Annotated in this window: 25 protein-coding genes; 7 read left to right on the forward strand and 18 right to left on the reverse strand. The window is 62.7% G+C overall.

The annotated features are described in order from the left end of the window. The first annotated feature begins 8 nt into the window (after positions 1-8). Positions 9-539, forward strand: a complete 531-nt coding sequence (locus TM49_RS01855) for an SH3 domain-containing protein (RefSeq protein ID WP_052699665.1) — start codon at positions 9-11, stop codon at positions 537-539. Here the strand turns inward: TM49_RS01855 and ubiG are convergent, their stop codons facing one another. The 4 genes from ubiG to TM49_RS01875 form a co-directional block, all read right to left on the reverse strand. Continuing rightward, positions 540-1,295 (reverse strand): bifunctional 2-polyprenyl-6-hydroxyphenol methylase/3-demethylubiquinol 3-O-methyltransferase UbiG, encoded by a 756-nt coding sequence (gene ubiG, locus TM49_RS01860; RefSeq protein ID WP_045679289.1) that lies wholly within the window; start codon positions 1,293-1,295, stop codon positions 540-542. It abuts the gene before it with no gap. A gap of 78 nt (positions 1,296-1,373) precedes the next feature. After that, entirely contained in the window at positions 1,374-2,279 is a 906-nt protein-coding gene (trhO, locus tag TM49_RS01865; protein WP_082074579.1) for an oxygen-dependent tRNA uridine(34) hydroxylase TrhO, read from the reverse strand. Between the two features lie 82 nt (positions 2,280-2,361). Continuing rightward, a complete protein-coding gene (locus tag TM49_RS01870) occupies positions 2,362-3,273 on the reverse strand; it encodes a CHAD domain-containing protein (protein WP_045679291.1) in 912 nt (303 codons plus the stop codon). Continuing rightward, entirely contained in the window at positions 3,274-3,747 is a 474-nt protein-coding gene (locus TM49_RS01875; RefSeq protein WP_045679292.1) for a CYTH domain-containing protein, read from the reverse strand. A gap of 163 nt (positions 3,748-3,910) precedes the next feature. Here TM49_RS01875 and TM49_RS01880 point away from each other — a divergent pair, with 163 nt between their 5' ends. After that, positions 3,911-4,552 carry a 2-dehydro-3-deoxy-phosphogluconate aldolase gene (locus tag TM49_RS01880; protein WP_045679293.1) on the forward strand — a complete coding sequence of 214 codons (642 nt, stop codon included), beginning with the start codon at positions 3,911-3,913 and terminating at the stop codon, positions 4,550-4,552. A gap of 205 nt (positions 4,553-4,757) precedes the next feature. Here TM49_RS01880 and TM49_RS01885 read toward each other — a convergent pair whose 3' ends face one another. Together TM49_RS01885 and TM49_RS01890 are read right to left on the reverse strand one after the other, a co-directional pair. Then, entirely contained in the window at positions 4,758-5,204 is a 447-nt protein-coding gene (locus tag TM49_RS01885; RefSeq protein ID WP_045679294.1) for a Crp/Fnr family transcriptional regulator, read from the reverse strand. A gap of 29 nt (positions 5,205-5,233) precedes the next feature. Continuing rightward, complete coding sequence (locus TM49_RS01890; protein ID WP_045679295.1) at positions 5,234-5,917, reverse strand: response regulator transcription factor; 684 nt, start codon at positions 5,915-5,917, stop codon at positions 5,234-5,236. Between the two features lie 94 nt (positions 5,918-6,011). Between TM49_RS01890 and TM49_RS01895 the strand changes: the two genes are divergently transcribed. Beyond that, the gene (locus TM49_RS01895; protein ID WP_244464777.1) at positions 6,012-6,542 is read left to right on the forward strand and encodes a L,D-transpeptidase family protein; all 531 of its coding nucleotides are present in this window, start codon (positions 6,012-6,014) and stop codon (positions 6,540-6,542) included. On the opposite strand, the gene TM49_RS01900 is transcribed toward TM49_RS01895, so the two are convergent. The 5 genes from TM49_RS01900 to TM49_RS01920 form a co-directional block, all read right to left on the reverse strand. Next, the gene (locus tag TM49_RS01900) at positions 6,520-7,755 is read right to left on the reverse strand and encodes an AI-2E family transporter (RefSeq protein WP_045679296.1); all 1,236 of its coding nucleotides are present in this window, start codon (positions 7,753-7,755) and stop codon (positions 6,520-6,522) included. The two genes, TM49_RS01895 and TM49_RS01900, sit on opposite strands and share 23 nt — an antisense overlap. A gap of 76 nt (positions 7,756-7,831) precedes the next feature. Then, positions 7,832-8,380, reverse strand: coding sequence for a gamma-glutamylcyclotransferase family protein (locus tag TM49_RS01905; RefSeq protein ID WP_045679297.1), 549 nt, complete (start codon positions 8,378-8,380; stop codon positions 7,832-7,834). Between the two features lie 3 nt (positions 8,381-8,383). Next, positions 8,384-10,204 (reverse strand): ABC-F family ATP-binding cassette domain-containing protein, encoded by a 1,821-nt coding sequence (locus tag TM49_RS01910; RefSeq protein ID WP_045679298.1) that lies wholly within the window; start codon positions 10,202-10,204, stop codon positions 8,384-8,386. A gap of 3 nt (positions 10,205-10,207) precedes the next feature. Further along, entirely contained in the window at positions 10,208-10,864 is a 657-nt protein-coding gene (locus TM49_RS01915; RefSeq protein ID WP_045679299.1) for a thiamine diphosphokinase, read from the reverse strand. A 111-nt stretch (positions 10,865-10,975) separates the two neighbouring features. Beyond that, the gene (locus TM49_RS01920) at positions 10,976-11,518 is read right to left on the reverse strand and encodes a MarR family winged helix-turn-helix transcriptional regulator (protein WP_045679300.1); all 543 of its coding nucleotides are present in this window, start codon (positions 11,516-11,518) and stop codon (positions 10,976-10,978) included. Positions 11,519-11,641: 123 nt separating this feature from the next. Between TM49_RS01920 and TM49_RS01925 the strand changes: the two genes are divergently transcribed. Further along, complete coding sequence (locus TM49_RS01925) at positions 11,642-13,159, forward strand: MDR family MFS transporter (RefSeq protein WP_045679301.1); 1,518 nt, start codon at positions 11,642-11,644, stop codon at positions 13,157-13,159. 31 nt (positions 13,160-13,190) lie between these two features. Here TM49_RS01925 and TM49_RS01930 read toward each other — a convergent pair whose 3' ends face one another. From TM49_RS01930 to TM49_RS01945, 5 genes are all read right to left on the reverse strand, one after another. Continuing rightward, entirely contained in the window at positions 13,191-14,390 is a 1,200-nt protein-coding gene (locus TM49_RS01930) for an OpgC family protein (RefSeq protein ID WP_244464848.1), read from the reverse strand. Between the two features lie 20 nt (positions 14,391-14,410). Beyond that, the gene (gene mdoH / locus TM49_RS01935) at positions 14,411-16,225 is read right to left on the reverse strand and encodes a glucans biosynthesis glucosyltransferase MdoH (RefSeq protein ID WP_045679302.1); all 1,815 of its coding nucleotides are present in this window, start codon (positions 16,223-16,225) and stop codon (positions 14,411-14,413) included. Between the two features lie 74 nt (positions 16,226-16,299). Then, the gene (locus tag TM49_RS23280; RefSeq protein WP_144409444.1) at positions 16,300-16,479 is read right to left on the reverse strand and encodes a hypothetical protein; all 180 of its coding nucleotides are present in this window, start codon (positions 16,477-16,479) and stop codon (positions 16,300-16,302) included. Further along, positions 16,463-18,082 carry an OpgD/OpgG family glucan biosynthesis protein gene (locus tag TM49_RS01940; protein WP_045679303.1) on the reverse strand — a complete coding sequence of 540 codons (1,620 nt, stop codon included), beginning with the start codon at positions 18,080-18,082 and terminating at the stop codon, positions 16,463-16,465. The genes TM49_RS23280 and TM49_RS01940 overlap by 17 nt, the downstream gene beginning before the upstream one ends. Positions 18,083-18,478: 396 nt before the next feature. Continuing rightward, the gene (locus TM49_RS01945; protein WP_045679304.1) at positions 18,479-18,916 is read right to left on the reverse strand and encodes an FKBP-type peptidyl-prolyl cis-trans isomerase; all 438 of its coding nucleotides are present in this window, start codon (positions 18,914-18,916) and stop codon (positions 18,479-18,481) included. A gap of 477 nt (positions 18,917-19,393) precedes the next feature. On the opposite strand from TM49_RS01945, the gene TM49_RS01950 reads away from it, so the two are divergent. Next, the gene (locus TM49_RS01950) at positions 19,394-20,902 is read left to right on the forward strand and encodes a M48 family metalloprotease (RefSeq protein ID WP_425283268.1); all 1,509 of its coding nucleotides are present in this window, start codon (positions 19,394-19,396) and stop codon (positions 20,900-20,902) included. Between the two features lie 76 nt (positions 20,903-20,978). Then, positions 20,979-22,790 (forward strand): B12-binding domain-containing radical SAM protein, encoded by a 1,812-nt coding sequence (locus TM49_RS01955; protein WP_045679305.1) that lies wholly within the window; start codon positions 20,979-20,981, stop codon positions 22,788-22,790. A 32-nt stretch (positions 22,791-22,822) separates the two neighbouring features. On the opposite strand, the gene TM49_RS01960 is transcribed toward TM49_RS01955, so the two are convergent. Next, complete coding sequence (locus TM49_RS01960; RefSeq protein ID WP_045679306.1) at positions 22,823-23,686, reverse strand: RNA polymerase factor sigma-32; 864 nt, start codon at positions 23,684-23,686, stop codon at positions 22,823-22,825. 233 nt (positions 23,687-23,919) lie between these two features. Between TM49_RS01960 and TM49_RS01965 the strand changes: the two genes are divergently transcribed. Then, the gene (locus tag TM49_RS01965) at positions 23,920-24,603 is read left to right on the forward strand and encodes a hypothetical protein (RefSeq protein WP_144409446.1); all 684 of its coding nucleotides are present in this window, start codon (positions 23,920-23,922) and stop codon (positions 24,601-24,603) included. Positions 24,604-24,641: 38 nt separating this feature from the next. Here the strand turns inward: TM49_RS01965 and TM49_RS01970 are convergent, their stop codons facing one another. Beyond that, positions 24,642-25,214 (reverse strand): CarD family transcriptional regulator, encoded by a 573-nt coding sequence (locus tag TM49_RS01970; protein WP_045679308.1) that lies wholly within the window; start codon positions 25,212-25,214, stop codon positions 24,642-24,644. Between the last annotated feature and the right edge of the window lie 345 nt (positions 25,215-25,559).

Raw genomic sequence — 25,559 nt, forward strand, 5'->3', positions numbered from 1 at the left:
AGGGGTTCATGCGTCGCTTTATCACCATAGTGCTGTCGGCCCTTCTCGTCATCGCCATTCTCACACCGGCCGAGGCGCAGAGCGAGCAACGTCGTGGCGCCTCCGGCGCACCGCTGCCGCGCTTCGCCATCATCAAGCCTGACCGGGCGCGCATGCGCGTCGGCCCCGGCTTCAACTACGCCACAAAATGGATCTACAAGAAGCCCGGCCTGCCGGTCGAGATCACCGAGGAATACAGCGTCTGGCGGCAGGTGCGTGACGCCGACGGCACCGAAGGCTGGATGCATGTCTCCGTGCTCTCCTCCGTCCGCAACGCCATGGTCGCGCCGTGGCTGCGCACCGACAAGGACGTGCCCTTCCTCGACATCAAGGCGCAGCAGGACGATTCGGCCCGCGACGTGGCGACGATCCAGCCAGGCGCCATCGTGTTCATGAAGGACTGCGACGGCACCTGGTGCGAAGTCGAGACCAGCGGCATTACCGGCTACATGCACCAGAACGATCTGTGGGGCGTCTATCCGGACGAGGTCTTCCGCTGATCAGGCCGAAGCCGGCGGCTTGGTTGCCAGCACCATATAGTTGACATCGGTGTCCTTCGAGCGGTTCCAGCTGTCGGTCAGCGGGCTGTAGAACACACCCTGGCGCTCGATCGGCGTCATGCCGGCGGCGGTGAGCGGCTTCTCGATTTCCTCCGGCCGCACCAGCTTTTCATACTGATGGGTTCCCGGCGGCAGCCAGCGCAGCACCCGCTCGGCTGCGAAGATCGCGAGCGCGCCAGCCTTCAGCGTGCGGTTGATCGTGGCGACGAACATCATGCCGCCCGGCCGCACCAGCGAGGCGCAGGTGGTCAGGAAGAAATCGACATCGGCGACGTGCTCGACCACTTCCATGTTGAGCACGATGTCGAAGGTCTCGCCCGCTTCGGCAAGCGATTCTGCTGTAACAGCGCGATAATCGATCTCAAGCCCGCTTTCGGCGGCATGGGTGGAGGCGATGCCTATGTTCTTTTCTGCGGGGTCGATGCCGGTAACGGTTGCGCCCATGCGCGTCAGCGGCTCGGAAAGCAGCCCACCGCCACAGCCGACATCAAGTATCCTCAACCCGTCGAGCGGACGCGCGGATTTCTCGTCCCGGTCGAAATGGCTCGACGCCTTTTCGCGGATATAGGCAATGCGCACCGGATTGAACTTGTGCAGCGGCTTGAACTTGCCGCGCGGGTCCCACCACTCGGCCGCCATTTTCGAAAACCACTCGACCTGGCTTTCGTCGATTGTCGTCTTCGCGGCGTCCGTCATGGCTCTGTCTCCGGCTGTGATTACCCTTCGGTTATAGGGAGCCGGAGGGCCTGCGGCAAGGGAGAGCTTTGGCCGCTCTCAAGCACCGAGGTGGCGCTCACCGCGCCCTTTTGCCAGCGCGATCTGGTGCTGGCGCTCGCGGAAGCGGGCGCGGTCGGCATCGGAATAGGCCTCGGCGCAATGCGGGCAGGAAACGCCCTCGTCATAGTCCGCGGAAAGCTTGTCTTCCGGCGTCAGCGGATGCCGGCAGGCATGGCAAAGCGCGTGCTCGCCTTCCTTCAGCCCGTGCGTCACCGAGACGCGCTCGTCGAAGACGAAGCAGGCGCCGTCCCAGAGGCTCTCCGTTTCCGGCACTTCTTCCAGATACTTCAGGATACCGCCCTTCAGGTGATAGACCTCGTCAAAGCCCTGTTCCTTCATGAAGGCGGTGGCCTTCTCGCAGCGGATGCCGCCGGTGCAGTACATGGCGATCTTCGGCTTGTTGCGCAGGCCGGCGTTCTCCGCCACCCAGCGCGGAAATTCGCGGAAGGTTTTCGTATGCGGATCGACGGCACCGCGGAAGGTGCCGATCGCGGTCTCGTAGTCGTTGCGGGTATCGATGACGATCGTGTCCGGATCGGAAATCAGCGCATTCCAGTCCTTCGCCTCGACATAGGTGCCGACCGATTTCAGCGGGTCGATATCCGTAACGCCCATGGTGACGATTTCCTTCTTCAGCCGCACCTTGAGGCGGTTGAAGGGCATTTTCGTGGCCCAGCTTTCCTTGTGCTCGAGACCGGCAAGTTCCGGGCGGGCGCGCAGGAATGAGAGCACATTGGCAATCCCCTCCGGCGAACCGGCGATGGTGCCGTTAATGCCTTCATGGGCAAGCAGCAGCGTGCCGCGAATGCCGTTCTCTTCGGCGACCGCCTGGAGCGGCGCGCGAAACGCCTGGTAATCGGTAAAGCGCGCGAAATGATAAAGGGCTGCGACCAGATACGACATGGTCTCTCTCCGCGAATTGTGCTGCTTGAGGTTTGGCAGGCCCAATACACGCATTGGCCCTTCTTTGCAATTGCCGGCGGCTTCAGCCCTTCATGCGCTTGCGCCAGAGCGTGCCGAGGATTTCAGCCTCCTCTTCCGCCTCGTCGCCAAACACCTTGCGGGCGGCCTTGATGGCGCGCTTGCGCAGTTCCTTGCGTTTTCGCGCAGCGAGGACACGGCAGGCTGTCAGGATGTCGGCGCCGATATCGGGTGCATCCGGCCCGTCGAGAAGAGCAATCAGTACCGACAGGTCGTGTTCGTGGCCGAGCAGGTCGGCAAGCGCCTTGGCCTCGGTGCGCTTGCTTTTCAGCGCCGATGGCCAGGCGGCGGATGCAAGCGCTGTAAACATCCAGTAGGTCTGGCTCTTCTTGCGCAATTCATGAAAGTTCTCATCCTCACCTTCGGCCTGCGCCGTCATCAGGGCGACCTGGGCATGCGCAAGCTCGCGTTTCCAGGCTTTTTCGATGCAATGGCCGGCGGCCTTGGCGCCATCGGCAAAATCAAACTTCTTCACCGCCTCGATCGCGTCCCGGCAGCCGCCGATCGCATCCTTGACGTGGCTCTTGAGTTCCGCCTCGGAGAGCTCGGAGGCGGCGCGGCGGGCAATAAGGCCGGCCTCGAGCCGGGCAAGCGCCATGTCTGCCTTCCCGGTCTGCACGCTTTCCCGCAGGTAATCGACGCATTCGATCAGGGCTGTGGCATCGCGGCCCGCCGAAAGCGCACCGGCGAGATCGCGGATGCGGGCATTCTCGGCCTTGGCGAAATCCTTCGCCGCCGGACGAACGAGACGATAGAGGCCACGGACGCGCTTGAACTTCTTGCGGGCATCGTGAATTGCCTCGTACAGCCCTTTCGGTTTCTTCTTCAGAAGTTCGATGGCATCCTCGAGCTGCGAAACGGCAACCGCCTCAACGGCCTCGTCGAAGGGCTTGTCGGGATCGAGTGCGAAGGGCATTCAGCGCGTCTCCTCGGGAAGGCCGCCGGTCTCTGCAAGCGACTGATTGATATAGCGGCGGTCGCCCGTCACCTCGCGGCCGAGCCAGGCGGGCAGCGAGGGCTCGGCATGCTCGTCGGGCAACTCGACCTCGGCGAGGATGAGCCCGGCATGGGCACCGTGGAACACGTCGACCTCGTAGACGAAACCGCGATGCGGAACGCGGTAGCGCGTCTTGTCGATGACAACGCCCTCGGCATGGCCCACCAGCTCGCGGGCATCCTCCACCGGAATGTCGTATTCATACTCGTCGCGGGAAAGGCCGGCGCCGAATTTCATCGTCAGGCGGGCCGAACGGTCGTTCAGGATGCGCACACGGGCAGAGCGGGCAGGTCCGCCGAAAAGATAGGCCTGGGTGAAGCGCACGCCGCGCTCCGCCTCGTCCTTCCATTCATCGCCATCGACCAGAAATTTCCGTTCGATTTCCTTCGCCATGGTGGTGCGCTCCGTCACTGGTCCGCAAGTTTTTTAATCGAGGTCAAACTGACACAACAAAAATACGTTATGAAGGCGCCGAGATGCTTTGGGCTCGACTTGATGCCTGCAGCACGGTATTCCAAACACAACGCGACACAAGTGCAAAAAGGCTGGTGCGACGATGCAAGCAAAAACCGAATTTCTCCTGAAAACCCTGACTGCCCAGCCGGTTATCCCGGTGCTGATCGTGGAATCGGTCGAGCATGCCGTGCCGCTGGCGCGGGCTTTGGTCGACGGCGGCCTGAAGACACTGGAAATCACGCTGCGCACTGACGCCGCGCTCGAGGTCATCCATGCCATGTCGCAGGAGATCGAAGGTGCAGTGATCGGCGCCGGCACCATCCTTTCGGCCAAGGACTATGAAGCCGCCGTCGAGGCCGGTGCCAAGTTCATCGTCTCGCCGGGCATCAACGGCGACATTCTCGACGCGGCCGACGACAGCGAAGTTCCGCTGCTGCCGGGCACGGCGACGGCCAGCGAAGTGCTGTCGCTGCGCGAGGAAGGCTACCGGGTTATGAAGTTCTTCCCGGCGGAGCAGGCCGGCGGCGCACCCTATCTGAAGGCGCTCTCCTCGCCGCTCGCCGACATCAAGTTCTGCCCGACCGGCGGTGTTTCGCTGCAGAACGCACCCGATTACCTGAAGCTCCCGAATGTCCTCTGCGTCGGCGGCTCCTGGGTTGCGCCGAAGGACATGGTCGTTGGCGGCGACTGGGCCGGCATCACCAAGCTCGCCAAGGACGCCTGCGACGCGCTGGCCAAGTAAGGCGGCATCGCTCCGGGACGGAGACACCGGGTCCTCAAATGATCAATCTCCCCCTTGAGGGGGAGATTGCTTGAGGCGAAATTGCTCTGACTGCTGACAAAGCCAGCCTTACGCTCCGCCGTCACGCTCGGGACAGGCCCAAGAATGACGCCCGCTAAAGGAATAAGCTTGTCAGAAATCTGAGCGGCGAAACCGCTTTTCCCGCTCAAAAATCGGCAAGCCGCGTCTTCACCGCGTCGAGCGCGCTGACCATTTCCGAAAAGCTCTTGCGCAAGCGGCGGTCCATTTCGGTGGCGATCGCCGGGTATTCGGCAACGAGGCGAAGGAACTGGTCGCGGCGGATGAACAGGATTTCCGCGGCTTCGCGCGCCGCAGCGCTGAACCGGTAAGGCACGGGGCTGATCAGCGCCGCCTCCGCGAGCAGGCTGCCCGGACCGGCAATGCCGGCGGAGCGTCCGCCCGCCTCAAGCGACAGCGTGCCCGTTTCGATGAGAAAGGCGCCTTCGCTTTCGCCATCTTCCGCGCACAGAAGCTCACCCGCCTCGACCTTCAGCCGTGTCACCGTGAAGGCGATAAGCCGGAGCTGTTCATCGGAAAAGCCGGAGAAGAGTTCGGTGCGCCTGAGCGTTTCGATATCACGCGACAAAGCCATGTCAGCCCCCTCTCAAGCCCCGGCCGGCCTTATGGCACCAGCTTGTATCCGCCGTTTTCGGTGACGAGGATGCGCGCGCTTGACGGGTCTTCCTCGATCTTCTGCCGCAGCCGGTAGACATGGGTTTCGAGCGTGTGCGTCGTGACACCCGAATTATAGCCCCAGACCTCTTCCAGCAGCATGTCGCGGGTTATCACCTTCTGGCCGGCGCGGTAAAGGTAGCGGATGATCGCCGCCTCCTTTTCCGTCAGCCGGATCTTCTTGCCGTCAGATGTGGTGAACAGCTTCTGGCCGGGACGGAAGACATAGGGCCCGACATTGAAGGTGGCATCCTCGCTCTGTTCGTGCTGGCGCAACTGCGCGCGGATACGGGCGAGAAGCACGGCAAACCGAAACGGCTTGGTGACGTAGTCGTTGGCACCAGCCTCCAGGCCGAGGATCGTATCCGAATCGGTGTCGTGGCCGGTGAGCATGATGATCGGCGCCTTGAAGCCGTTCTTGCGGGCAAGCTTGACCGCCTCGCGGCCATCCATGTCCGGCAGGCCGACATCCATGATCAGGAGGTCGATCTGCTCTTCGCGCAGCATCTTCAGCGACCGCGCGGCACTGTCGGCGGAGCGGATGTCGAACTCGTCGTAGAGTTCGAGCTGTTCCACCAGCGTTTCGCGCAGGTCCTGGTCGTCATCGACCAGCAAAATCGTTCTTGCCGTCATCAAGCTGCCCTTCTGCCCTCACCATCCCGCATATTGCGGCCTCCGGGCCCAATGCTATAGAAATTAAACGATTTCACGCACAAAGCAAAAAAAAGTGAAAAAACGCAGAAACGCCTCCCCGGTCATCACCGTGCGCGCCGCCCCCGGGGCGCCACACCGCGCCATCCTGACCTTCGGCCCGCTCGTCTTCCGCGCCGCGATCGGGCGCAGCGGCCTGACGGCACGAAAACGCGAGGGCGATGGCAGAACGCCGATCGCGACGATGAAACTGCTTGGCGGCTACCATGCCGGCACCGTGCCGGCGAGCGCGCTTCGCCTCGTGCGGACCCGTGCCGATACGGGCTGGTGCGATCAGCCGGCCTCGCCCGCCTACAACCGCCCGGTCCGCCTGCCCTTCCGGGCAAGTCACGAACGGCTGATGCGCGACGACGGCATCTACGATCTCGTGATCGTCATCGACTGGAACATCACCAGCCGGTCGCGAAACCGCGGCTCGGCGGTATTCTTTCATCTTGCCCGGCCCGATTTCTCCGGCACGGCGGGCTGTATCGCGATCGCTCCGGCGGCCATGCGGGTGCTGCTGCCGCATCTGAGGACGGGCGTCAGGCTAGTGGTTCGCGGCTGACCGGTTTCCTGACCGGCGGTCCGCCGGCGGGGGGCGGCTCGCTTACACGTTCCGGCGCGAGCCCCGGCGACGGTTCGACAGGCGCCTCGGCAACCTTGCCGGTGGACGCCTCCAGCACCCATTCCCGCCAGATCGCGACGATCAGCGCCATCAGCACCGGACCGACGAACAGGCCGATGAGGCCCATGGTCTTGACGCCGCCGACAAGGCCGAAAAAGGTTGGCAGGAAGGGCAGCTTGATCGGCCCGCCGACGAGGCGGGGCCGCAGCGTCTTGTCGACGATGAAGAGTTCGATCGTGCCCCAGGCGAGCAGCCCGATGCCGTGAACCGGCGTGCCGCGGGCAATCAGATAGCCCGAGATCAGCGTGAAGGTCAGCGGCGCACCGCCCGGAACCATCGCCATCACGGCGGTCAGCAGCCCGAAGGACACGAAATTCGGAACACCGGCGAGATAATAGGCTGTGCCGAGCACAACGCCCTCGCCCATGGCAATCAGCGTCATGCCAGTGACGGTCGACGAGATCGTCGCGGGCACCACCCGCGAGATCCGGTGCCAGCGATCCGGAAACAGCCGCTCGCCGATCATGTCGAGCTGATCGGCAAATTTGGGGCCGTCCTTGTAGATGAAGAACAGCGCGATCAGCATGAACAGCGCCGACAGCACCAGGCCGAATACCCGGCCGCCGACAAACAGCGCGGTGCGATAGATGCCGCCGATATTCTCGCCGCTGACAGCCTGGATGAGCTGGCCGATATCGCCCGGCTGACCGAGATAGGCCTGCCACTTGTCCGCGACCCAGGTGCCAACCACCGGCAGGTTGTGGATCCAGTCCGGCACCGGCGCGCCGACGCGGTTCGCCTGGCTCGCCCAGGTGATCCAGGCCTCGAGTTCGCGCGACATATAGAGTACGGCAAAGATGATCGGCAGGATCAGGAACAGCAGAATCAGACAGATCGCGATCGCCGACGTCAGCGCGCGGCGATAGCCCAGTCTGCGGTTCAGATCGTTGAAGACGGGCTGCGAGGCGAAGGCGATGATCAGCGCCGCCAGAACCGGCACCAGGAAGCCGTGGAAGAAATAGACCGCCGCGATTGCGACACCGAGAAGCAGCCAGCGCGCCGCCGTGACCGAGGGGATGAGCGGCAGGCGATTGGCCGCCGCCGTTCCTATCCAGCGCTGAAGGTGATGCGCGTCCTCGTCTTTCTTCGGCATTCTCTCTTCGCTTTCACGCAATCAAGGCGTCTTATGTAGGATGGTTACACGGCCGCTTGCAAGCCCGGCCTGGCTGTCATCGAAAATCACCGTCCGCCGTGAATCCGGCTTTTTCGAGCAGAACAAGCGCCTCATTGCGCGTTTTCCGTTCAGGATCGGGATCAACGGCAAACGCCTGCGCCGCAATACCATCAATATAGTCAGCCGGCAGATCGTTCTGACGAGCCCCGGCAAGCACGAGTGCCAGATACCAGTCATAGGGCCTCAGCTTCGGATCGTGATGGTCGGGCTGTTCGACATAGGTGATCGCCGGCTGGCGCGCCCTGTCGGAAAGTCGCTCGAAACCGTCGAGCTCCACCCGCCGATACCCCTTCGGCGCGCCCTCAGCCCGATCAAGATCCGCCAGTTCGGCAAGATCGATTTCGTAGAGCACTCCGAACACTCTTTCTTCCACAGCAGGCGCAATGGTCGCCTTGGCCGACATGTCCCTGTCGCTCAGCTTGGTGAAGCGCAGGCCATATCCGGCAAGACGTGCGGCGCCGATGACTATGGCGGACGGACACCGCGCCTCGAGCCGCTCCGTCAACATGTTGGAACCATATGAAAAGTAGATGAAGGTTTTCATCGCCTACCCTTCAAGCTCCTCCCTGAGCATCTCAAGCTCCAGCCATTCCTCCTCCTTGGCGGCAAGCGTCTCGCGCTCGCGCTCAAGCACCTTCGCCGCCTTGGAGAACCCGTCAGGATCACGGGCGAAAAACTGCGGATCGGCCATGCGTTCCTCGAGCTTGGCGATATCGGCCTCGATCTTCGCCATCTCCTTCGGCAGGTTTTCAAGCGCGAATTTCTGCTTGTAGGAAAGCTTGCCCTTGGCCTTCGACGGCTCGGGTGCCGCTTTCTCGCGGGCGGCCTGCTTTTCCTTTTTCTCGGCCGCCTTCGCCTCCGCCTCGGCGCCCTTGCGCTGGGCCAGCATGTCGGAATAGCCGCCAGCATATTCCAGCCATTCGCCATCCGGCGACAGCGGATTGGCCGGCGCGATGGTCGAGGTCACGGTGCGGTCGAGAAAGTCGCGGTCATGCGAGACCAGGATGACACTGCCGGCAAAGCCCGCGACGATCTCCTGCAGAAGATCGAGGGTCTCGATGTCGAGGTCGTTGGTCGGCTCGTCGAGGATCAGGAGGTTCGCCGGACGCGACAGGATACGCGCCAGCATCAGCCGCGCCCGCTCGCCACCCGACAGATTGCGGATCGGCGTGCGCGCCTGCTCGGGCTGGAACAGGAAGTCCTTCATGTAGCCGGTCACATGGCGCTGTTCGCCATTGACCAGCAGCGTGTCGCCGCGACCGTCGGTCAGGTAGTGGGCGAGCGTATCATCGGGATCGAGTTCCTCACGCTTCTGGTCGATGAGCGCGATCTCGAGATTGACGCCGAGGCGGACCGTGCCGCTGTCGGGCGCAAGCTGGCCGGTGAGCATTTTCAGCAGCGTCGTCTTGCCGGCGCCGTTCGGGCCGACGAGACCGATCCGGTCACCGCGCGAAACCCTCAGCGAAAACGGCTTGACGATCGAACGGCCGCCATAGGACTTGGTGATGTCCTCCGCCTCGATCACCAGCTTGCCGCTCTCGCGGACATCGCTGACCGTGGCGTTGACCGTGCCCTGCGGGCCCTGATGCGAACGGTGACGGGCGCGCATGTCATGCAGCTCGCCAAGGCGGCGCATGTTGCGCTTGCGCCTGGCGGTGACGCCGTAGCGCAGCCAGTGCTCCTCGCGCACAATGGCGCGGGCGAGCTTGTGCTGCTCGGCCTCTTCCTCTTCCAGCACCTTGTCGCGCCACTCCTCGAAGCCGGCAAAGCCGCGATCCATCCGCCGCGCCGTGCCGCGATCGAGCCAGACGGTGGCGGTCGAGATGTTTTCGAGGAAGCGCCGGTCATGCGAGATCAGCACCAGCGCCGAACGCGAGGCTGCAAGCTCCTCTTCCAGCCATTCAATGGTGGTGAGATCGAGATGGTTGGTCGGCTCGTCGAGCAGCAGGATATCCGGTTCCGGCGCCAGCACGCGGGCCAGCGCCGCCCTGCGCGCCTCGCCGCCCGAAAGCGTCGTCGGATCGGCAGACGGCGAAACACCAAGGTGCTCCATCATGTAGTCGGCGCGGTAATGCTCGTCGCCCGGCGCAAGCCCGGCAACGACATAGGATTCCACCGTCTTGTGGCCGGAGAAGTCCGGCGCCTGCTCCAGATAGCGGATGGTGACGGAGGGATGGCGGAAAACCTCGCCGGACTGCGCTTCGACGAGGCCGGCGGCAATCTTCAGCAGCGTCGACTTGCCCGAACCATTGCGTCCGACAAGGCAGATACGGTCCCCCGGCTCGACCTGGAAGCCGGCGCCGGACAGAAGCGGCGTGCCGCCGAAGCTCAGGTGAATGTCGTCCAGTTTCAAAATCGGAGGCGCCATGCCTCAAACTCCCGAAAAATCATGCGGCCGGACAAGAACGATGCCACGTCCCGTCTTCAGGGTAATGGCAACCGGGCTCTTGCCGGCAATATTGGAAACGGTGCGCGGCAGACCGAACGGCGCTTCAAAACCGTCGAGCTCATAACCCGCGTTCTCGATCGAAAGGCCGCTGAGATCGGCAAAGCCAAGGATCGAAAACAGAGCGCCTTTGGGCATGTCTATGGTCGTGGTGCCAGGCAGAAGCGGCCAGGCCTCCTCCGTGCCGGAGGTCAGGACGATGTCGATACCGCCTTCGGCGAGGCTGACGGCGTGCAGCATGTTCATCATGCCGTGATCGGTGCGCTCGCCCTGCAGCGCGCCGGCCATCACGATCCGCCTTGCGCCGCGCTCCAGCGCGACGGCAACGGCAAGCGCGCCGTCGGTCTCGTTCTTGGCCGGCGGGAAGCCCTGTCGCTCGACATCGGGGAAGCGTTCGGAAAGCGCCGCATCGGTGGAATCGAAATCGCCGACCCAGAGCTCCGGCTTGACGCCCAGGCCATCGGCATGGGCCATGCCGCCGTCGGCCGCGATCACCCGGCTCCCCGCGACAAGCCGCCTGACGCGGTCATCGATGACCAGCGCTCCGGACAACAGGACTGTAAAGACATCGCCTTCTCTCATGCGCTATGGCAATAGCGAATGTCGCGGGCAAACAAAAGCGGTTTAACCGGCAGAAGGCGCGAGAGCGGCCCAAAACGGAGACCAGCGACCGCAGTAGCCGGTTGCCGACGCTCAGGCGCGCTCCTTGCCCGCCTCTTCCTCGTCCTCCGCACGGCCCTCGCCGGCATTGAAGGCGCGGGCATAATCCTCAAGCCCGGTGATGAACCGGTCGTAGAGCTTCGAAAAGACGATCAGCTCTTCCGGTTCCCAGCTTTCCGTCACCGTGTCGAGCAGCGAGCGCTTGACCGCCCGCATCTCGTCGACAAGGCTGCGGCCCTTGGGCGTGATCACGAGGATGGAACGGCGGGCGTCGCTCTGGCAGATGCGTCGTTCGAGCACATCGTTACTGACGAGTTCGGCGACGATGCGGCTCGCCCGCGAGGGATCGATCCGCATGCCCTCGGCCACGGCGCCGATGGTGGCGCTGCCCTTGCCTTCCAGACGCCGCACCACGTCAAGCACATCGAGATGGGTGATTTCCAGCGCCGGCGCGATGTTGGCGATGGCAATGCGGGCGATGATCCGTCGGCGGGTCATCAGCCGATTGCGGGTCATCGCCGCGGAAAGGCGCTCGATTGCCTGGTTCAGTTCGGTGTCGTCTTGCGAAGTGTTCATGGCGTCGTCATTAACAGATTCAGGATCGATTTGAAATATGCTTATCGCAAATACATGCCGTTGACAAATAATTGTCGTCAGCATATATCCGGTCCGAACTCAAAGATCAGGATCCCTTGTTTCATGCCGGAGCAGCCTTCCTTCGTATCGCTGGTCGAACATCCACGGCTGCGCATCGTCGCCTTCATCTTTCTCCTGATGTCGATGTTTCTCGCGACGCTCGACAATCAGATCGTCTCGACCGCACTGCCCACAATCGTCGGCGAGTTCGGCGAAATCGAGCGTTTCGGCTGGGTGGCGTCCGCCTATCTGCTCGCCTCCTGCGCCGTCATGCCGATCTATGGCAAGCTTGGCGACCTTATCGGGCGGAAATATGTGCTGATGGGAGCGATCATCCTGTTTCTCATCGGTTCGCTCACCTGCGGCCTGGCGGTGTCGATGAACACGCTGATCGCCGCCCGCGTCCTGCAGGGTTTCGGCGGTGGCGGGCTGATGGTGTCGATCTTCGCACTCAATGCAGACCTGTTCTCGCCACGGGAGCGGCCGAAATACCAGAGCTATTCCAGCCTGGTGATCATGACCTCGGGTGCGCTCGGCCCGCTGCTCGGCGGCACCATGACCGCCGCCTTCGGCTGGCGCTCGATCTTTCTCATCAATCTGCCGCTCGGCATCATCGTCCTCGTCGGACTGTTCTTCCTGATCCCCAACCGCAAGCCGAACCGCACGCCGAGGATCGATTTCGCCGGCGCGCTCCTGCTCGCGATCACCGTGACCGGCATTGTTCTGTGGAGCGATTCCGCGCAGATCTTCGGCTCCATGCTGGCGCCGGAAAGCCTGGCGGTGATCGGGTTCGCCATCCTCTGCGCAATCGTCTGGATCATGGTCGAAAGACTGGCGCCGGAGCCGATCATTCCGCTGTCGCTACTTAGGAACCCGACCGTCGCCCTGCTCATCCTCGTCTCGATCACCAGCGGCGGCATCGCCATCGGCATGGTTAACTACTTCGCCCTGTTCCTGCAGACCGTCCACGAATTGACGCCGACTGCGGCAGGTCTGTTCTTCATTCCTGTCACCCTGGGCATCGTTGTCGGGTCGATCTCGAGCGGCCGGCTGATGTCGGCGACCGGTCGCTACAAGCCTTACGCCATCGCCGGGCTTGCGATCAGCACATGCTGCTTTGCGACGCTGACGCTGATCGCCACGAGCGCACCGCTCTTTGCCATTGCCCTGGTCATGGGCATGCAGGGTCTCGGTATCGGGCTTGGCCAGCAGGTCCCCGTGCTCGGCGTCCAGAACGCCGCACGCGGCGGCGATATCGGCGCGGCCACCGGAACGGTGACGCTGTCGCGGATGATCGGCGGCGCATCGGCCATTTCTGTTTATGGCGCCATCCTGGCGCAGGGGCTCAACGCGGCGCCGCCCGTGCCGGGCATCGGCCCGCTCTCCGAGGTGACGCCGGCAGCGATCTCCACCCTCACCGGCGCCGCCCATGACGCGGCGATCGCCGGCTACGGCGCCACCTTCACGCATCTCTTCATGTTTGCCTGCCTGACGGCAATCATCGGCCTGGTTGCCGCCATCAGCCTCCGCCCCGTGGCGCTGGGCGCGACGGCGGAGGCGCCCGCACGGGCGCCTGCCTGACATGGTCAACCGGGGATGGCGCGAGGCCGGCCTATCCGCCGCGCTTGGAAAGCGCCAGCGCCTTCGGGGCGGGCCGATCGATACCGGACGGGGGGGACGGCTTCGCCTGTTTCTGCCGCAACCGCCCGGCGCGGGCGAGCGCATAGCGCGCCACCGCATACTGGATGACGATGCCGGTTAGGAGCAAAAGCGTATCCTCCAGCAGCGTTGTCGAAACGATCAGGCGGAAGAGCTGCAGGCTGAAGGCGATCAGCGAGCCCGTGACGAAAGTCACGAGGCTGGCGCGGCCCATGATGTTGAACGGCGAGAACACCCTCGCCCCCAGCAGGCTGCGCAGACCCGGCAGATAGATGACGATATAGGCGAGTGCCAGGATATGGGCGATGCGCGGCAGGCCGAGCGTTTCCTTACTGGTATCGGCGATGATCGCAGGCGTGATCGATGGAAACGGAAAGGCGTAGTGCCCGGTAAACCGCCAGACCGCCGCAAACACCACAAACCCGACGCAAAGGGCATAAAGTTTGGACGAGAACGGCACGAGGCTCCAGCCCTGCCGCCGGGCCGTGCCGATCGCAAGCCCGATCGCAAACAGAAGCAGCCAGCAGAACGGGTCGAAATACCATGCCCAATCGCCGGGATAGGCCGGCATGTTGGTGTCGAGGCCGCGCGAGACCAGCCAGATGACGACGGCGAAGCCAAGCATCATGCCGAGACTCTGCCGGCCGATCCACAACAGCAGCGGCACCGCGGCAAAGAGCGCGACATAGAGCGGCAGGATGTTGAAGTAACTCACCTGGTAGCTCAGCGTGAACAGGCCGATCGCCGTCGCCAGCGGCTTTTCCCAGACCCAGTCGATGCCGTTGTTCTCAGCAAACTCGATCATGCCGAAATAGACGACGACCGGAATGGTGATGGCCAGCGCCAGAATGGTCGAGAGCAGATGCGCGCCGTAAATGGTAAGGCCCCGTTTCCAGACCCTCAGCGCCGCGGCCCACATCTGGCCCGGCACGAAGCGATGGCTATAGGCGAGCCCCGCCGAAATGCCCGAGATCAGTACAAACGCCTCGGCGGCATCGGAAAAGCCGATCATTCGGATGGTGTAGAACGAATACAGGTTCTCCGGCACATGATCGATGAAGATCATGATCAGCGCCAGACCGCGCAAGACATCAATACGGGGGTCGCGCTCAGATTTGCGCGCCCCTGCCAATGCGCCGGAGCGCACAGCCACCTGGTTCAAAGGCTTGATCCTTACATCGCCGAATATGCGGGTTCGGCTTCCCCCGTTTTCGGTTCATCCGTCTCTTCTTTAACGAAGACGGAAGCGTCGGGTTCCAACCAGCGCGCGATGATGCGATCTCTTTCGATCATCACGGGAGGGCGCGTGGTCTCTTCAACAGTGCGGAACAGCCCACACCGGGCGGCAATGCGGCCGCTTTCGGGCGAAGAACTGAAGGAGATCAGCAACGGTGCCAGGATCTGCGGCACGGCGATCGGCGTCAGCCACCAGAACAGGTCGGGCGCGAGCGTCCAGGCCCCGGCCAGCATGACAATACCGGTGAGCACGATCCACCAGCTGGCCCGGAAGCTTTCGCCAAGGCCGATCGAATGGCCTTCGCGATCGGAAGCCGGCCAGCCGCCATCCATGCCGAGGATGACCTGCATCACCGAGCGGCTCTGATACATCAGCGTGATCGGCGCGAGCATCGAGGACCAGATGATCTCGATGAGAGTCGACCAGAAAACGCCGATGAAGCCACCGAAGCGACGAGCCTCGCCGGAGAGCCCGCTGCGCAGCGCGATCAAGAGCTTCGGTCCGATCAACAGGCCGCCGACGCCGACGAGCAGCGTCACCGCAAGCGCCGTCTCGGCACGCGGGAAGATCGCCGGCAGATAGGGGCTCGGGAAATAATCGGGGTCGGGCGCAAACAGCGGCGCCACGATGGAGGCGGCAATGAACATCATCCACAAGGGCGAGCTCAGATAGGCCATCACCCCCTGAAGGAAGGTGAAGCGGTTCCAGGCCTTGATGCCGGGCGCGAACAGGAGGCGGATATGCTGAAGGTTGCCCTGGCACCAGCGGCGGTCACGCTTGGCGAAATCGACGGCATTCTGCGGGCCTTCCTCGTAGGAACCCTCCAGATCCGCATCGACCCGGACGATCCAGCCGTTGCGGGCCAGCAGCGCCGCCTCGACATAGTCGTGCGAAAGGATGTGGCCACCAAACGGCGGGGCACCGGTCAGGGCTGGCAGGCCGCAGCTTTCGGCGAAGGCGTTTGTCCGCACCATCGCATTATGGCCCCAGAAAGGCCCCTCGACGCCCTGCATGCGGGCCAGGCCGCGGGTGAAGATCGGCGAGAACAGGCCGGCCGAGAACTGCAGCGCCCGGGCGAACCACGAGCGGGAGGCAACGATCTTCGGCAGCGTCTGCAGAAGCCCGAGCTTGGGTTCGGCTTCCATCCGCCGCAGCATTTCGACGATCGTCTCGCCTTCCATCAGGCTGTCGGCATCGAGAATCAGCATGAAGGGATAGCGCGCGCCGTGGCGGCGCACGAAATCGCCAATATTGCCGGCCTTCTTGCCGGAATTGTCGGTGCGGCGACGATAGAAGGCCTCTATCCCCTCCGGCATGTCCGAATGCAGCTTGAGGAACCATTGCTCTTCCGCCGCGATCACCTCGGGGTCGCGGCTGTCGGAAAGGATGGCGATGTCGAAGAGGTTTCCATAGGGCGTCGCGGCAAGGCTGCTTGCCATTGCCGCTGCGGAGGAAAACGTTGCGCGCGGGTCTTCGTTATAGACAGGGATGAGGATCGCCGTCTTGGCGCTCTGCCCGCTTTCGGCAAGCTTGGCGCGCGCCGGCGTCTTGATACGGGCGCCGATCAGGCCACCGATACCAAGCGTTGCACCCCAGGCAATCCACGCAGCCGTGGCCGCGCAAAGCCCGATCCTGACGAAGTCGACCCAATCCGTGCCATCGGCAAAAAACACATCCATCGCGAGACGCGTGGCGATGGCCGCAACGATCGCGGCAAAGGTCATCGAAAGGGTGCGCCGGAAGGCTAGCATGGATCTTCCCCCTGCTGGGCCCCGGCCGAATCGGCCGGGCTACGGTCAGCATGCGCCTCTATGGCGCATGGCTATCAAAAACGCATTGAACGCGGGCGCTGCCAGGCGAGCACCGGCGACAGGATGATCGACAGCACGCCATAACGTCGGCGTGCTCGCTCCAGTCGCTGTTCAGGCATGGGAAGCGGCGCCGCCGCCGGAAGGAACCGGCTAAAATCGGACGTTTGATTGAACCTGTTAATTGGGTCGCTCATTGCCTTCTCTCCATTGATAGAGCCAGGTTTCGGTCAGTTCGCGATCGCCATCGGTTAGGGAGGCAACCAGTTCCACCGGCTCATCGCCGTCGGGACGCAGGTCGATCGCGAGACGCCAGATACCCTGGCCGCGGATGGCAGAGACCGTGCTGTGCTCGATCTTGCCGTTGGTTACATTCAGTTGTTCCTTGACTTCCGCACCGGCCGCCAGGTCATCCAGCGGTGTTCCGGCAAAGTCGACGACGATCTTGCGGATGCCATCATCCGGTTCGCCGCCAGACACACCGCCTTCGCCGGTGCGCAAGTCCACGACGCGGCCAAGCCGCGCCGTGTCTTCTTCCATCGCCCCCCAGGTCAGCCGGTAGCCAAACTCGGCGGATTCCCCGCCCTTGGCCTGTTGGTCCGGCTGCCAGAAGCAGACGATATTGTCATTGACTTCCTTGTCCGTCGGAATTTCGACGAGGGCGATCGCGCCCTTGCCCCAGTTTCCGAGCGGCTCCACCAGCAATGACGGCCGGCGCTCGTAATGCGCCTCGGCATCCTGGTAGTCATCAAAATCGCGGTGGCGCTGGTAAAGACCAAATGCGCGCGGGTTTTCCTCCGCAAAGAAGGAATTGGCCAGCTTCTTGGAATTCTGCAGGCTGCGCCACAATTCGGTGCCATCGGCTCGCACGATCTTCAGACCTTCGCTGTCGTGAACCCGTTCCCGGTAGTCATCGAACGCATGGTGGTTGGCCGGTCCGAAAAGGAACATCGAAGTCATAGGTGCAACGCCGAGACGCTCGATATCGTTCCGGAAAAAAAGCCGCGCCGTGACATCCATGCGCGTATTTTTTCCAGGCGTGATCACAAACCGGTAGGCGCCCGTCGCACTCGGACCTTCAAGAGCCGCATAAACGGTGATCTTGTCGGTGTCTGCCGTCGGCCTCTCGATATAGAACGAGGAGAACCGCGGAAACTCCTCGCCCTGGCCCGTTGCCGTGTTGACCGCGAGGCCACGCGCCGACAGGCCGTAAAGATTGCCCTGCCCCAACGCCCGGAAATAGGAGGAACCAAGGAACGAGATCAGTTCGTCGCTGACTTCCTTGCGGTTCAGCGGGTAGTTGATTCGGAAACCCGCAACGCCCGGCAGCTGGATGCCCTTGAACTGATCCGGGCTGAGCGGCGGGCGATAGATGAAATCGTCCGCCGTGAACTGCAGCATCTGGGCCTTGCCGTCGGCAACCTCGTAGATTTCGACCGGGGTCTTGAACAGCCAGCCGAGCGAAAATGCATGAAGCTGGAAGTCCGACTGATCCCGCCAGATCGCCTTGTTGGGATCGTAGCGAATCGCCCGGTAGTCATCATACTGAAGCGACTTGAAGGGCTCGGGAACATTCTGCCCCGGCTCCTGATAGTCCTCGCCCGCCTTCGCCTTCATGGTGGCCGTCAGCGTATCGAATGAAAAGCCGCCCGCTTCCGGCTCAGGCGCCTTCGGCTCGCCGTTCTGGTTCGGCACCTTGCTGGGTTCAACCGGCGCATCCTGGGCAAAAGCCGCGCCGGCCACACCCGATAGAGCGATCGCGCTGACCGCTGTGTGCGCTAGGAAAGTCCGTCGTTTCATTCGCAATCCCGTCAATTCGAAAAGTCTTTTCCCTGAAATGCTGCAAAGCGGCGGGCTCTGAAAAACCATTGCGTCAGGCAGGCGGAAAAATCGACACACGCTCACCGGCGGGCGAAGTCACCATCAAACCCGTCGACTCCCTAACGAGGAAGTCAACCAGGAGTTCCCAGCCATTTCAGAAAAAGTCATTTCAGATCAACCACGCGCATACAGATGCATAACGTCCGATTTTTTACAAGGGAAAAGGGGCTGGAATGCGGTAACGCATACCAGCCCCTTCAAAAAGGACGAAGTCGGGCAAAATCCTGGCCCGTTCAAGGCGGCGAAAACCCTGCACCGCAATATCGCCGCAGTGGCTTCAGCAGCCTCGGGGGCATCACTGGAGCGCCCTGAAATTCAGGCGGCCTTGACGATTTCAACCAGTTCTACGGCGAAATTAAGGTCCTGACCGGCGAGCGGATGATTGGCATCCACAGTCACTTCCTCCGGCTCGACCTTGGTGACGATCAGCGGCACCGTCTCGCCATTCGGCGTGCGGGCCTGAAGCTGCATGCCGGGCGTGATTTCCATTTCCTGCGGCATGGCCGAACGCGGTACGACCTGAACCTTCTGCGGATCGTGATCGCCATAGGCTTCGGCTGCCGGGACCTGCACGGCGCGGCTGTCGCCGACGTTCATGCCGGCGATTTCGCGGTCGAGACCGGGGATGATCTGGCCGGCACCGACGGTGAATTCCAGCGGCTGGCGGCCTTGCGAGGAATCGAACATGGAACCGTCGTTCAGCGTTCCGGTGTAGTGAATACGAACGGTATCGCCGCTCTTTGCTTCTGCCATTTCGTGTGCTCCTTCCTTGTGAACACCGGGCACCCCGGCCGGAAGACCGGCGGGAGGCGCCGTTTTCTTCTCTCGAGGCGCGCTCGCGCGCACCCCAACAGGACGAGCCGACACGCGTTTTCCTGCATGACGACCGGCGGATTGGGCGTCCGGCGCACCGGACACGCTCACAACCTAGTGATTTCCCCACGGGTTTTCAAATCGACGTCCATATTGCTGCCACGAAGCGGCGCTTTTGCTCCTGTTGCCGAAGCGTCGCAGCCATTAAATTGGGTGGTGCGCCACTTGAACTACATCAGGAAAACAGCAATACCGGAGGCATGGTTCGGCGCTGGCCGGAAGCCGGCGTGCCACCGAAAGGACGGTCCCGCCGGCAAACGGCCGATGGTCGCGTGGCGGGAACGGAGAGAAATTCCGGAAACTTTTTCCCTGCGGAACGTTTCCATAAGGGGTTTTGTACAAGCGGACTGTGCAGGCATGGTGAAGCAAATCGGTTTCGGCCGCATGATGAGTTTGATGGCGCGGCCCGCGAAAGCCAGCCGGCTTGGCGCCGCAGTGGCAATGGCGAGCCTGATTGCACTGACCGCCTGCCAGACGGACGACACGTATTTCATCCGTCCCGAGACCGTCGCCACCGAACAGACCGTCGAGGCGCTGACGCGCAACGATCCGAACGCGGCCATGGGCGCGCGCGAACATCCGCATATCCTCGAAACCTATGGCGGCCAGTATCGCGATCCCCAGGTGGAGCGGCTGGTGGCCCGCATCGCGGGGGCGCTGACGGCGGTTTCCGAAAACCCGCAGCAGACCTTCCGGATCACCATCCTCAACTCGCCAACCATCAATGCCTTCGCGCTTCCGGGCGGCTATCTCTATGTCACCCGCGGGCTGGTGGCGCTTGCCAATGATGCCTCCGAACTCGCCGCTGTGCTGGCCCACGAGATGGCCCACGTCACCGCCAATCACGGCATTCAGCGCCAGCAGCTGGAAGAGGCCGAAGCGATCTCGAACGAGGTCGTGTCCGAGGTCGTTCCGGACAACGCCCGCGTGGAACAGATCGCCGCCCGCGGCAAGCTGCGGCTCGCCGCCTTCTCGCGGCAGCAGGAGCTGGAGGCCGACGCGATCGGCATCCGCACCATGGCCGAGGCCGGTTACGATCCCTATGCCGCCGCCCGCTTCCTGCACGCCATGTCGGCCTATGCGAACTATCTGGCGAACGACCTTGATTCGCAGCCACTGGACTTCCTGTCCAGCCATCCGAGCACGCCGCGCCGCATCGAGCTTGCCGAGGAGCAGGCGCGTCAATACGCCAATGTCGGCGCGACCGAAACCGGCAGGGATTACTATCTGAACGGCATCAACGGCATGCTCTACGGCAGCAATCCGGATGAAGGCTATATTCGCGGCCGGGACTTCTATCATCCGGGCCTGCGCATCAGTTTCCGCGTGCCACCGGGCTTCTCCATGACCGACAAGGCCAATGCCGTCGTGGCCACCGGCCCGAACGACGTCGCCATCCGCTTTGACGGGGTGAAGGCCAACGGCAAGCGCGATATCGAATCCTATATCGAGAGCGGCTGGGTGACCGGCCTTGTTCCGGATTCCGTCCGCCCGGCGACAGTCAACGGCATGCCTGCGGCGACGGCCCGCGCCGTCGCAGGCGAATGGGCCTTCGATGTCACAGCCATCCGCGACGGCAACGACATCTACCGGCTGCTGACGGCGGCCCCGCGCGGCAGCACCGATCTCGACGGCATCGCCGCGGCGCTGCGCGACAGCTTCCACAAGATGACGCCGGACGAGATGGCCAATCTGAAGCCGCTCAGGATCCGTGTCGTCAAGGTCGCCCCTGGCGACACCATGGCCAGCGTCTCAGCCCAGATGATGGGCACCGATCGCAAGCTTGCCCTCTTCCGGGCCCTGAACGACCTTCCGGCCGGCGCCACACTTTCGGTCGGCCAGGAGGTCAAGATCGTTTCGCAGTGACCTGCCGGCGCACCTAAACTTGCGGTAGCGAGGGATTGCGGCTAGGCTAAGGGTTCAACTCTGTGGAGTGCGGCTCATGAGCGGTGATGCGATCAATGCGAATTCCGGCTCCGGCCCCCAAGCCTTCACCCTGGTGCTGGTGAAGCCGACCCATTACGACGATGACGGATATCCGATCCAGTGGCTGCGCTCCGCCCTGCCCTCGAACACGCTTGCCTGCATGAATGCGCTCGCGGAAGACGCACAGGCTCGCAACGTCCTTGGCAGCGACGTCGACTTCCACATCGAGACCTATGACGAGACCAATCGTCGCGTTTCTCCTTCAAGGATCGTCCGAAGGATCAGGGCGCGTGGCGGCAAGGCCTTGATCGGCCTCGTCGGCGTGCAGTCCAACCAGTATCCCCGGGCGCTCGATCTGGCACGGGAATTCCGGACCGCCGACCTGCCGGTGGCAATCGGCGGGTTCCATGTCTCGGGCTGCATTGCCATGCTGCCGGAAATGCCGGCCGAGCTTGCCGAGGCGCAATCGATGGGCATCGCACTCTTTGCCGGCGAGGCAGAGGAAGGCCGGCTTGACGCGGTGCTGCTCGATGTCTGGCACGACCGGCTGAAGCCGCTCTACAATCACATGGACAATCTGCCAGGCCTCAGCGGCGAACCGCCGCCGATCCTGTCGCGCAAGGATGTGAGCCGCACCGCCGGCACCTATTCCAGCATCGACCTCGGGCGCGGCTGTCCCTACCAGTGTTCCTTCTGCACCATCATCAATGTCCAGGGACGCAAGAGCCGCTTCCGCACGCCGGACGACCTCGAGCGGATCATCCGCGCCAATTACGCGCAGGGCATCGACCGGTTCTTCATCACCGACGACAATTTCGCCCGCAACAGCGACTGGGAAATTCTCGTCGACCGGATCATCAAGCTTCGCGAGGAGGAAGGCATCCGCCTCGGGCTCACCATCCAGGTCGACACGCTCTGTCACAAGATCCCGAACTTCATCGAGAAAACGACCCAGGCCGGCGTGCGCCGCGTCTTTATCGGGCTTGAAAACATAAACCCGGACAATCTGATCGCCGCCAAGAAGCGGCAGAACAAGATCACCGAATATCGCGACATGCTGCAGAAGTGGCGCACCCACGGAGCGATTACCTATGCCGGCTACATCATCGGCTTCCCCGGCGACACCAGGGAATCGCTCGTTCGCGATCTTGAGATCATCAAGCGCGAACTGCCGCTCGACATCCTCGAATTCTTCTTTCTGACACCGCTTCCGGGATCGGAGGATCACAAGACCCTGCTCGCCAAGGGCACGTGGATGGATCCCGACATCAACAAATACGACCTCGATCACCGCGTCACGCACCATCCGAAGATGTCGGATGCGGAATGGGACGAGGCCTACAAGCTCGCCTGGGATACCTTCTACAGCCCCGACCACATCCGCACGATCCTGAAACGTGCAGCGCAGATCCCGAACGGCCGGCCGAAGACCGTTTTCCGCACGATGCTGTGGTTCAAGTCGATGATCGATTTCGAGGATGTCCATCCTCTTGAAGGCGGCGCCCTCAGGATCAAGCACAGGCGCGACCGCCGCCACGGCCTGAAACGGGAATCACCGCTGGTGTTCTATCCCCGCTACTGGAGCGAGACCGTGTCGAAGGCGTGGAAATACTGGCGATTCTACGCGGGCTCGCGCGCCATCCTGAAGGAGTTGCTCGCCGATCCGGACCGTCACGCCTATCAGGATGTCGCGATCACACCGCCGCAGGCCGACGAGTTCGAAGAACTCTCCCTTTACCACGCCACCATGGGCGGCGAAGCGGCACTCGCCCGCAAGAAGCGCGGCGACAGCATAAGCCCGGCCGCAAAGGTGGCCGGGGCGGTTTAGTCAGAAATAGACGTGAAGCGGATAAGGCGCGCTCAGGCGATCGCCATCAACTCGCTGCCTTCGGCCATCATCGAGCTCTTCAGCTTTTCCAGCGCGCGGCATTCGATTTGGCGGACACGTTCCTTGGAAATGCCGAGCTCCTCACCGAGTTCGGCGAGCGTTGCGCTGTCCTCAGCGAGTTTGCGGGCGCGGATGACGCGATTTTCGCGTGGGGTCAGCTTGCCGAGCGCGCTCTTCAGCCTGAGGCTGATGCGTTCGCCATCGATGATGCCGGAGACCTGCTCCTCGGGAAGCGGCTTGTCGCACACCAGAAGATCGATGCGCTGGGTGCCCTCCTCGTCGCTGTCGCCGACGGTTGCCTGCAGTGAGGTATCGTTGGCCGAAAGCCGCGAATCCATGTTCTGGACATCGGCAACGGTGACGCCGAGGCTGGAGGCGATTTCCTCGTAGATCGCCTGGGCAGAGAGCTCGCGGTCACGTGCCGCGATGCGGGCGCGCAGCCGGCGGAGCTTGAAGAACAGCGCCTTCTGGGTCGAGCTGGTGCCGCCGCGAACGATCGACCAGTTGCGTAGCACAAAATCCTGCATCGCGGCGCGAACCCACCAGCTTGCATAGGTCGAGAACCGGACGCCCCGCTTGTGGTCGAAGCGGGCGGCTGCTTCCAGCAGACCGACATAGCCTTCCTGCACAAGATCGGACTTCGGCAGGCCAAAACCGCGAAACTTGCCGGCCATGGAGACGACCAGCCGGAGATGCGCCATGGCGATATCGTTGCGGGCGCCGCTGTCATCCTTGCCGCGCCAACGTGCTGCGAGCTCGGTTTCCTGTTCGCGTGTCAGATAGGGGGCCGCCATGGCCGCGCTGGCAATTCGGTGGTCCTGAACGTCGATCTGCATGGCGTCACTCCCGGGCTCATGGAAATGGGAAGATGCGGTCTTGCCGACGTCATGCGACGCCGATCCAATCCACGGCTTCATGTTGTGTTTAACGTCCACAGCGCCGATTTGGTTCACACCGCAGCGCAAGTTTTCGGCGGCGGCGGTGGAATCCGCCCTGAAAACATGATGTTATCGGCCGATCACAGTTCGTTTACCGCAGGGGCGGCAGGATGACTGACAACCGCGCGATCATGGCGGCGGGCAACAATGCAGATCTCTACGAGGCCGTGTTTGCAGCACACGGCCTCCGCTACGAGCGTCAACCCTACGCCTTTATTGCCATTGATCCGCCGCCGCCCTTCTATGCGCACCTTACCGTCCTGCGGCCCGGCCACGCCGACGCTGTCCGCGAGCGGACCGAGCAGCTGCGGCAGCGTTTCGATGACCCGATCGGCGTCAAGGACAGCTTCTGCGAGCTCGATGCGACGGAAGAAAGCGTGCTGTTCAGCGCCGCATGGCTATGGCGGAAAAAGGCAGCGACCATGCCGGGCGGCTGGAAGAGAATAGAGACTGAAGAGGCGCTTGGGACCTGGGAGACGGCGTGGCGGGGCGCGCCCTCGGACGAGCGGCAGTTCCCGGAGACGATGCTGAACGATGCGGCCATCGGCTTCTTCGGAAGCTGGCGGGACGGCCGGATCGTCGCCGGTTGCATCGCCAATATTTCAGGTGACTGCGTCGGCCTCTCGAACGTCTTTCCCGATGAGGCCTTCGCGGATGCGGCCGGTTGCGCCGCTGCCTTTGCCCCGACCCTGCCGGTGGTGGGCTATGAACGCGGCGCGGCGCTGGACAAAGCGACCGCCAGCGGCTTCGAGATCGTCGGCCGGCTCCGTGTGCTGGCGTTCGATACCGGCACAAAAAAATCCGGCCACAAGTGACCGGACTTTTTTTGGAATTCACGTTATGGAAGAGGCGCTCAGGCGGCTTCTTCGCGGGCGTCGTCTTCGTCGTCTGCCGCCTTGCCGCGCTTGGGACCCTTGGCAAGATGGGTTTCGATGAGACGGACGGCTTCGGTTTCCGACATCTTGTTGACGGCGGCAATTTCGCGGGCCATGCGGTCGAGGGCGGCTTCGTAAAGCTGACGCTCGGAATAGGACTGTTCCGGCTGATTTTCGGCGCGGTAGAGATCGCGAACGACCTCGGCGATCGAAATCAGGTCACCGGAATTGATCTTGGCATCGTATTCCTGCGCGCGGCGCGACCACATGGTGCGCTTGACGCGGGCCTTGCCCTGCACAACCTTCAGCGCGCGCTCGACGAAATCGGTTTCCGACAGCTTGCGCATGCCGATGCTCATGGCTTTCGCCACCGGCACCTTGAGGCGCATCTTGTCCTTGTCGAAATCGATGACGAAAAGCTCGAGCTTCATGCCCGCCACTTCCTGCTCTTCGATGGCGTTGATCGTGCCGACGCCGTGGGCAGGGTAGACGATGGACTCACCAGTCTTGAAACCGTGGCGGCCTGAAGGCTTTTTCTGCTGTACTGTCATAGGCTTTTAAAAACTCCCTGTTACGCATCCGGCGGGCGCCGGTTCCGGTCATGCATGTCCGGAGGAGCGGGCAACGGTGGTTGCCGCCCACTGTTTCCATCAAACGGGCAACGGAAAGCGTCGCGAACTCCTTTTGACGAAGGGCATTCGCTCTTCATTTTGGTGATATTCGACGCTAGTTTGATTGCTTTCTTGGGCTTTATAGGCAAAAGCTGCCGTTTTTTGGGTCAGTACGACAGTATATAACACAACATGTGGGAGAAATCAATGAAATATGCGCCCGCGACAGGGTGTCGCCGGCGGAAGCATTGCCTAGGGCGACACCTAACCGAATTGCTGCGCTTC

It is taken from the genome of Martelella endophytica (assembly GCF_000960975.1).
GTDB lineage: Bacteria > Pseudomonadota > Alphaproteobacteria > Rhizobiales > Rhizobiaceae > Martelella > Martelella endophytica.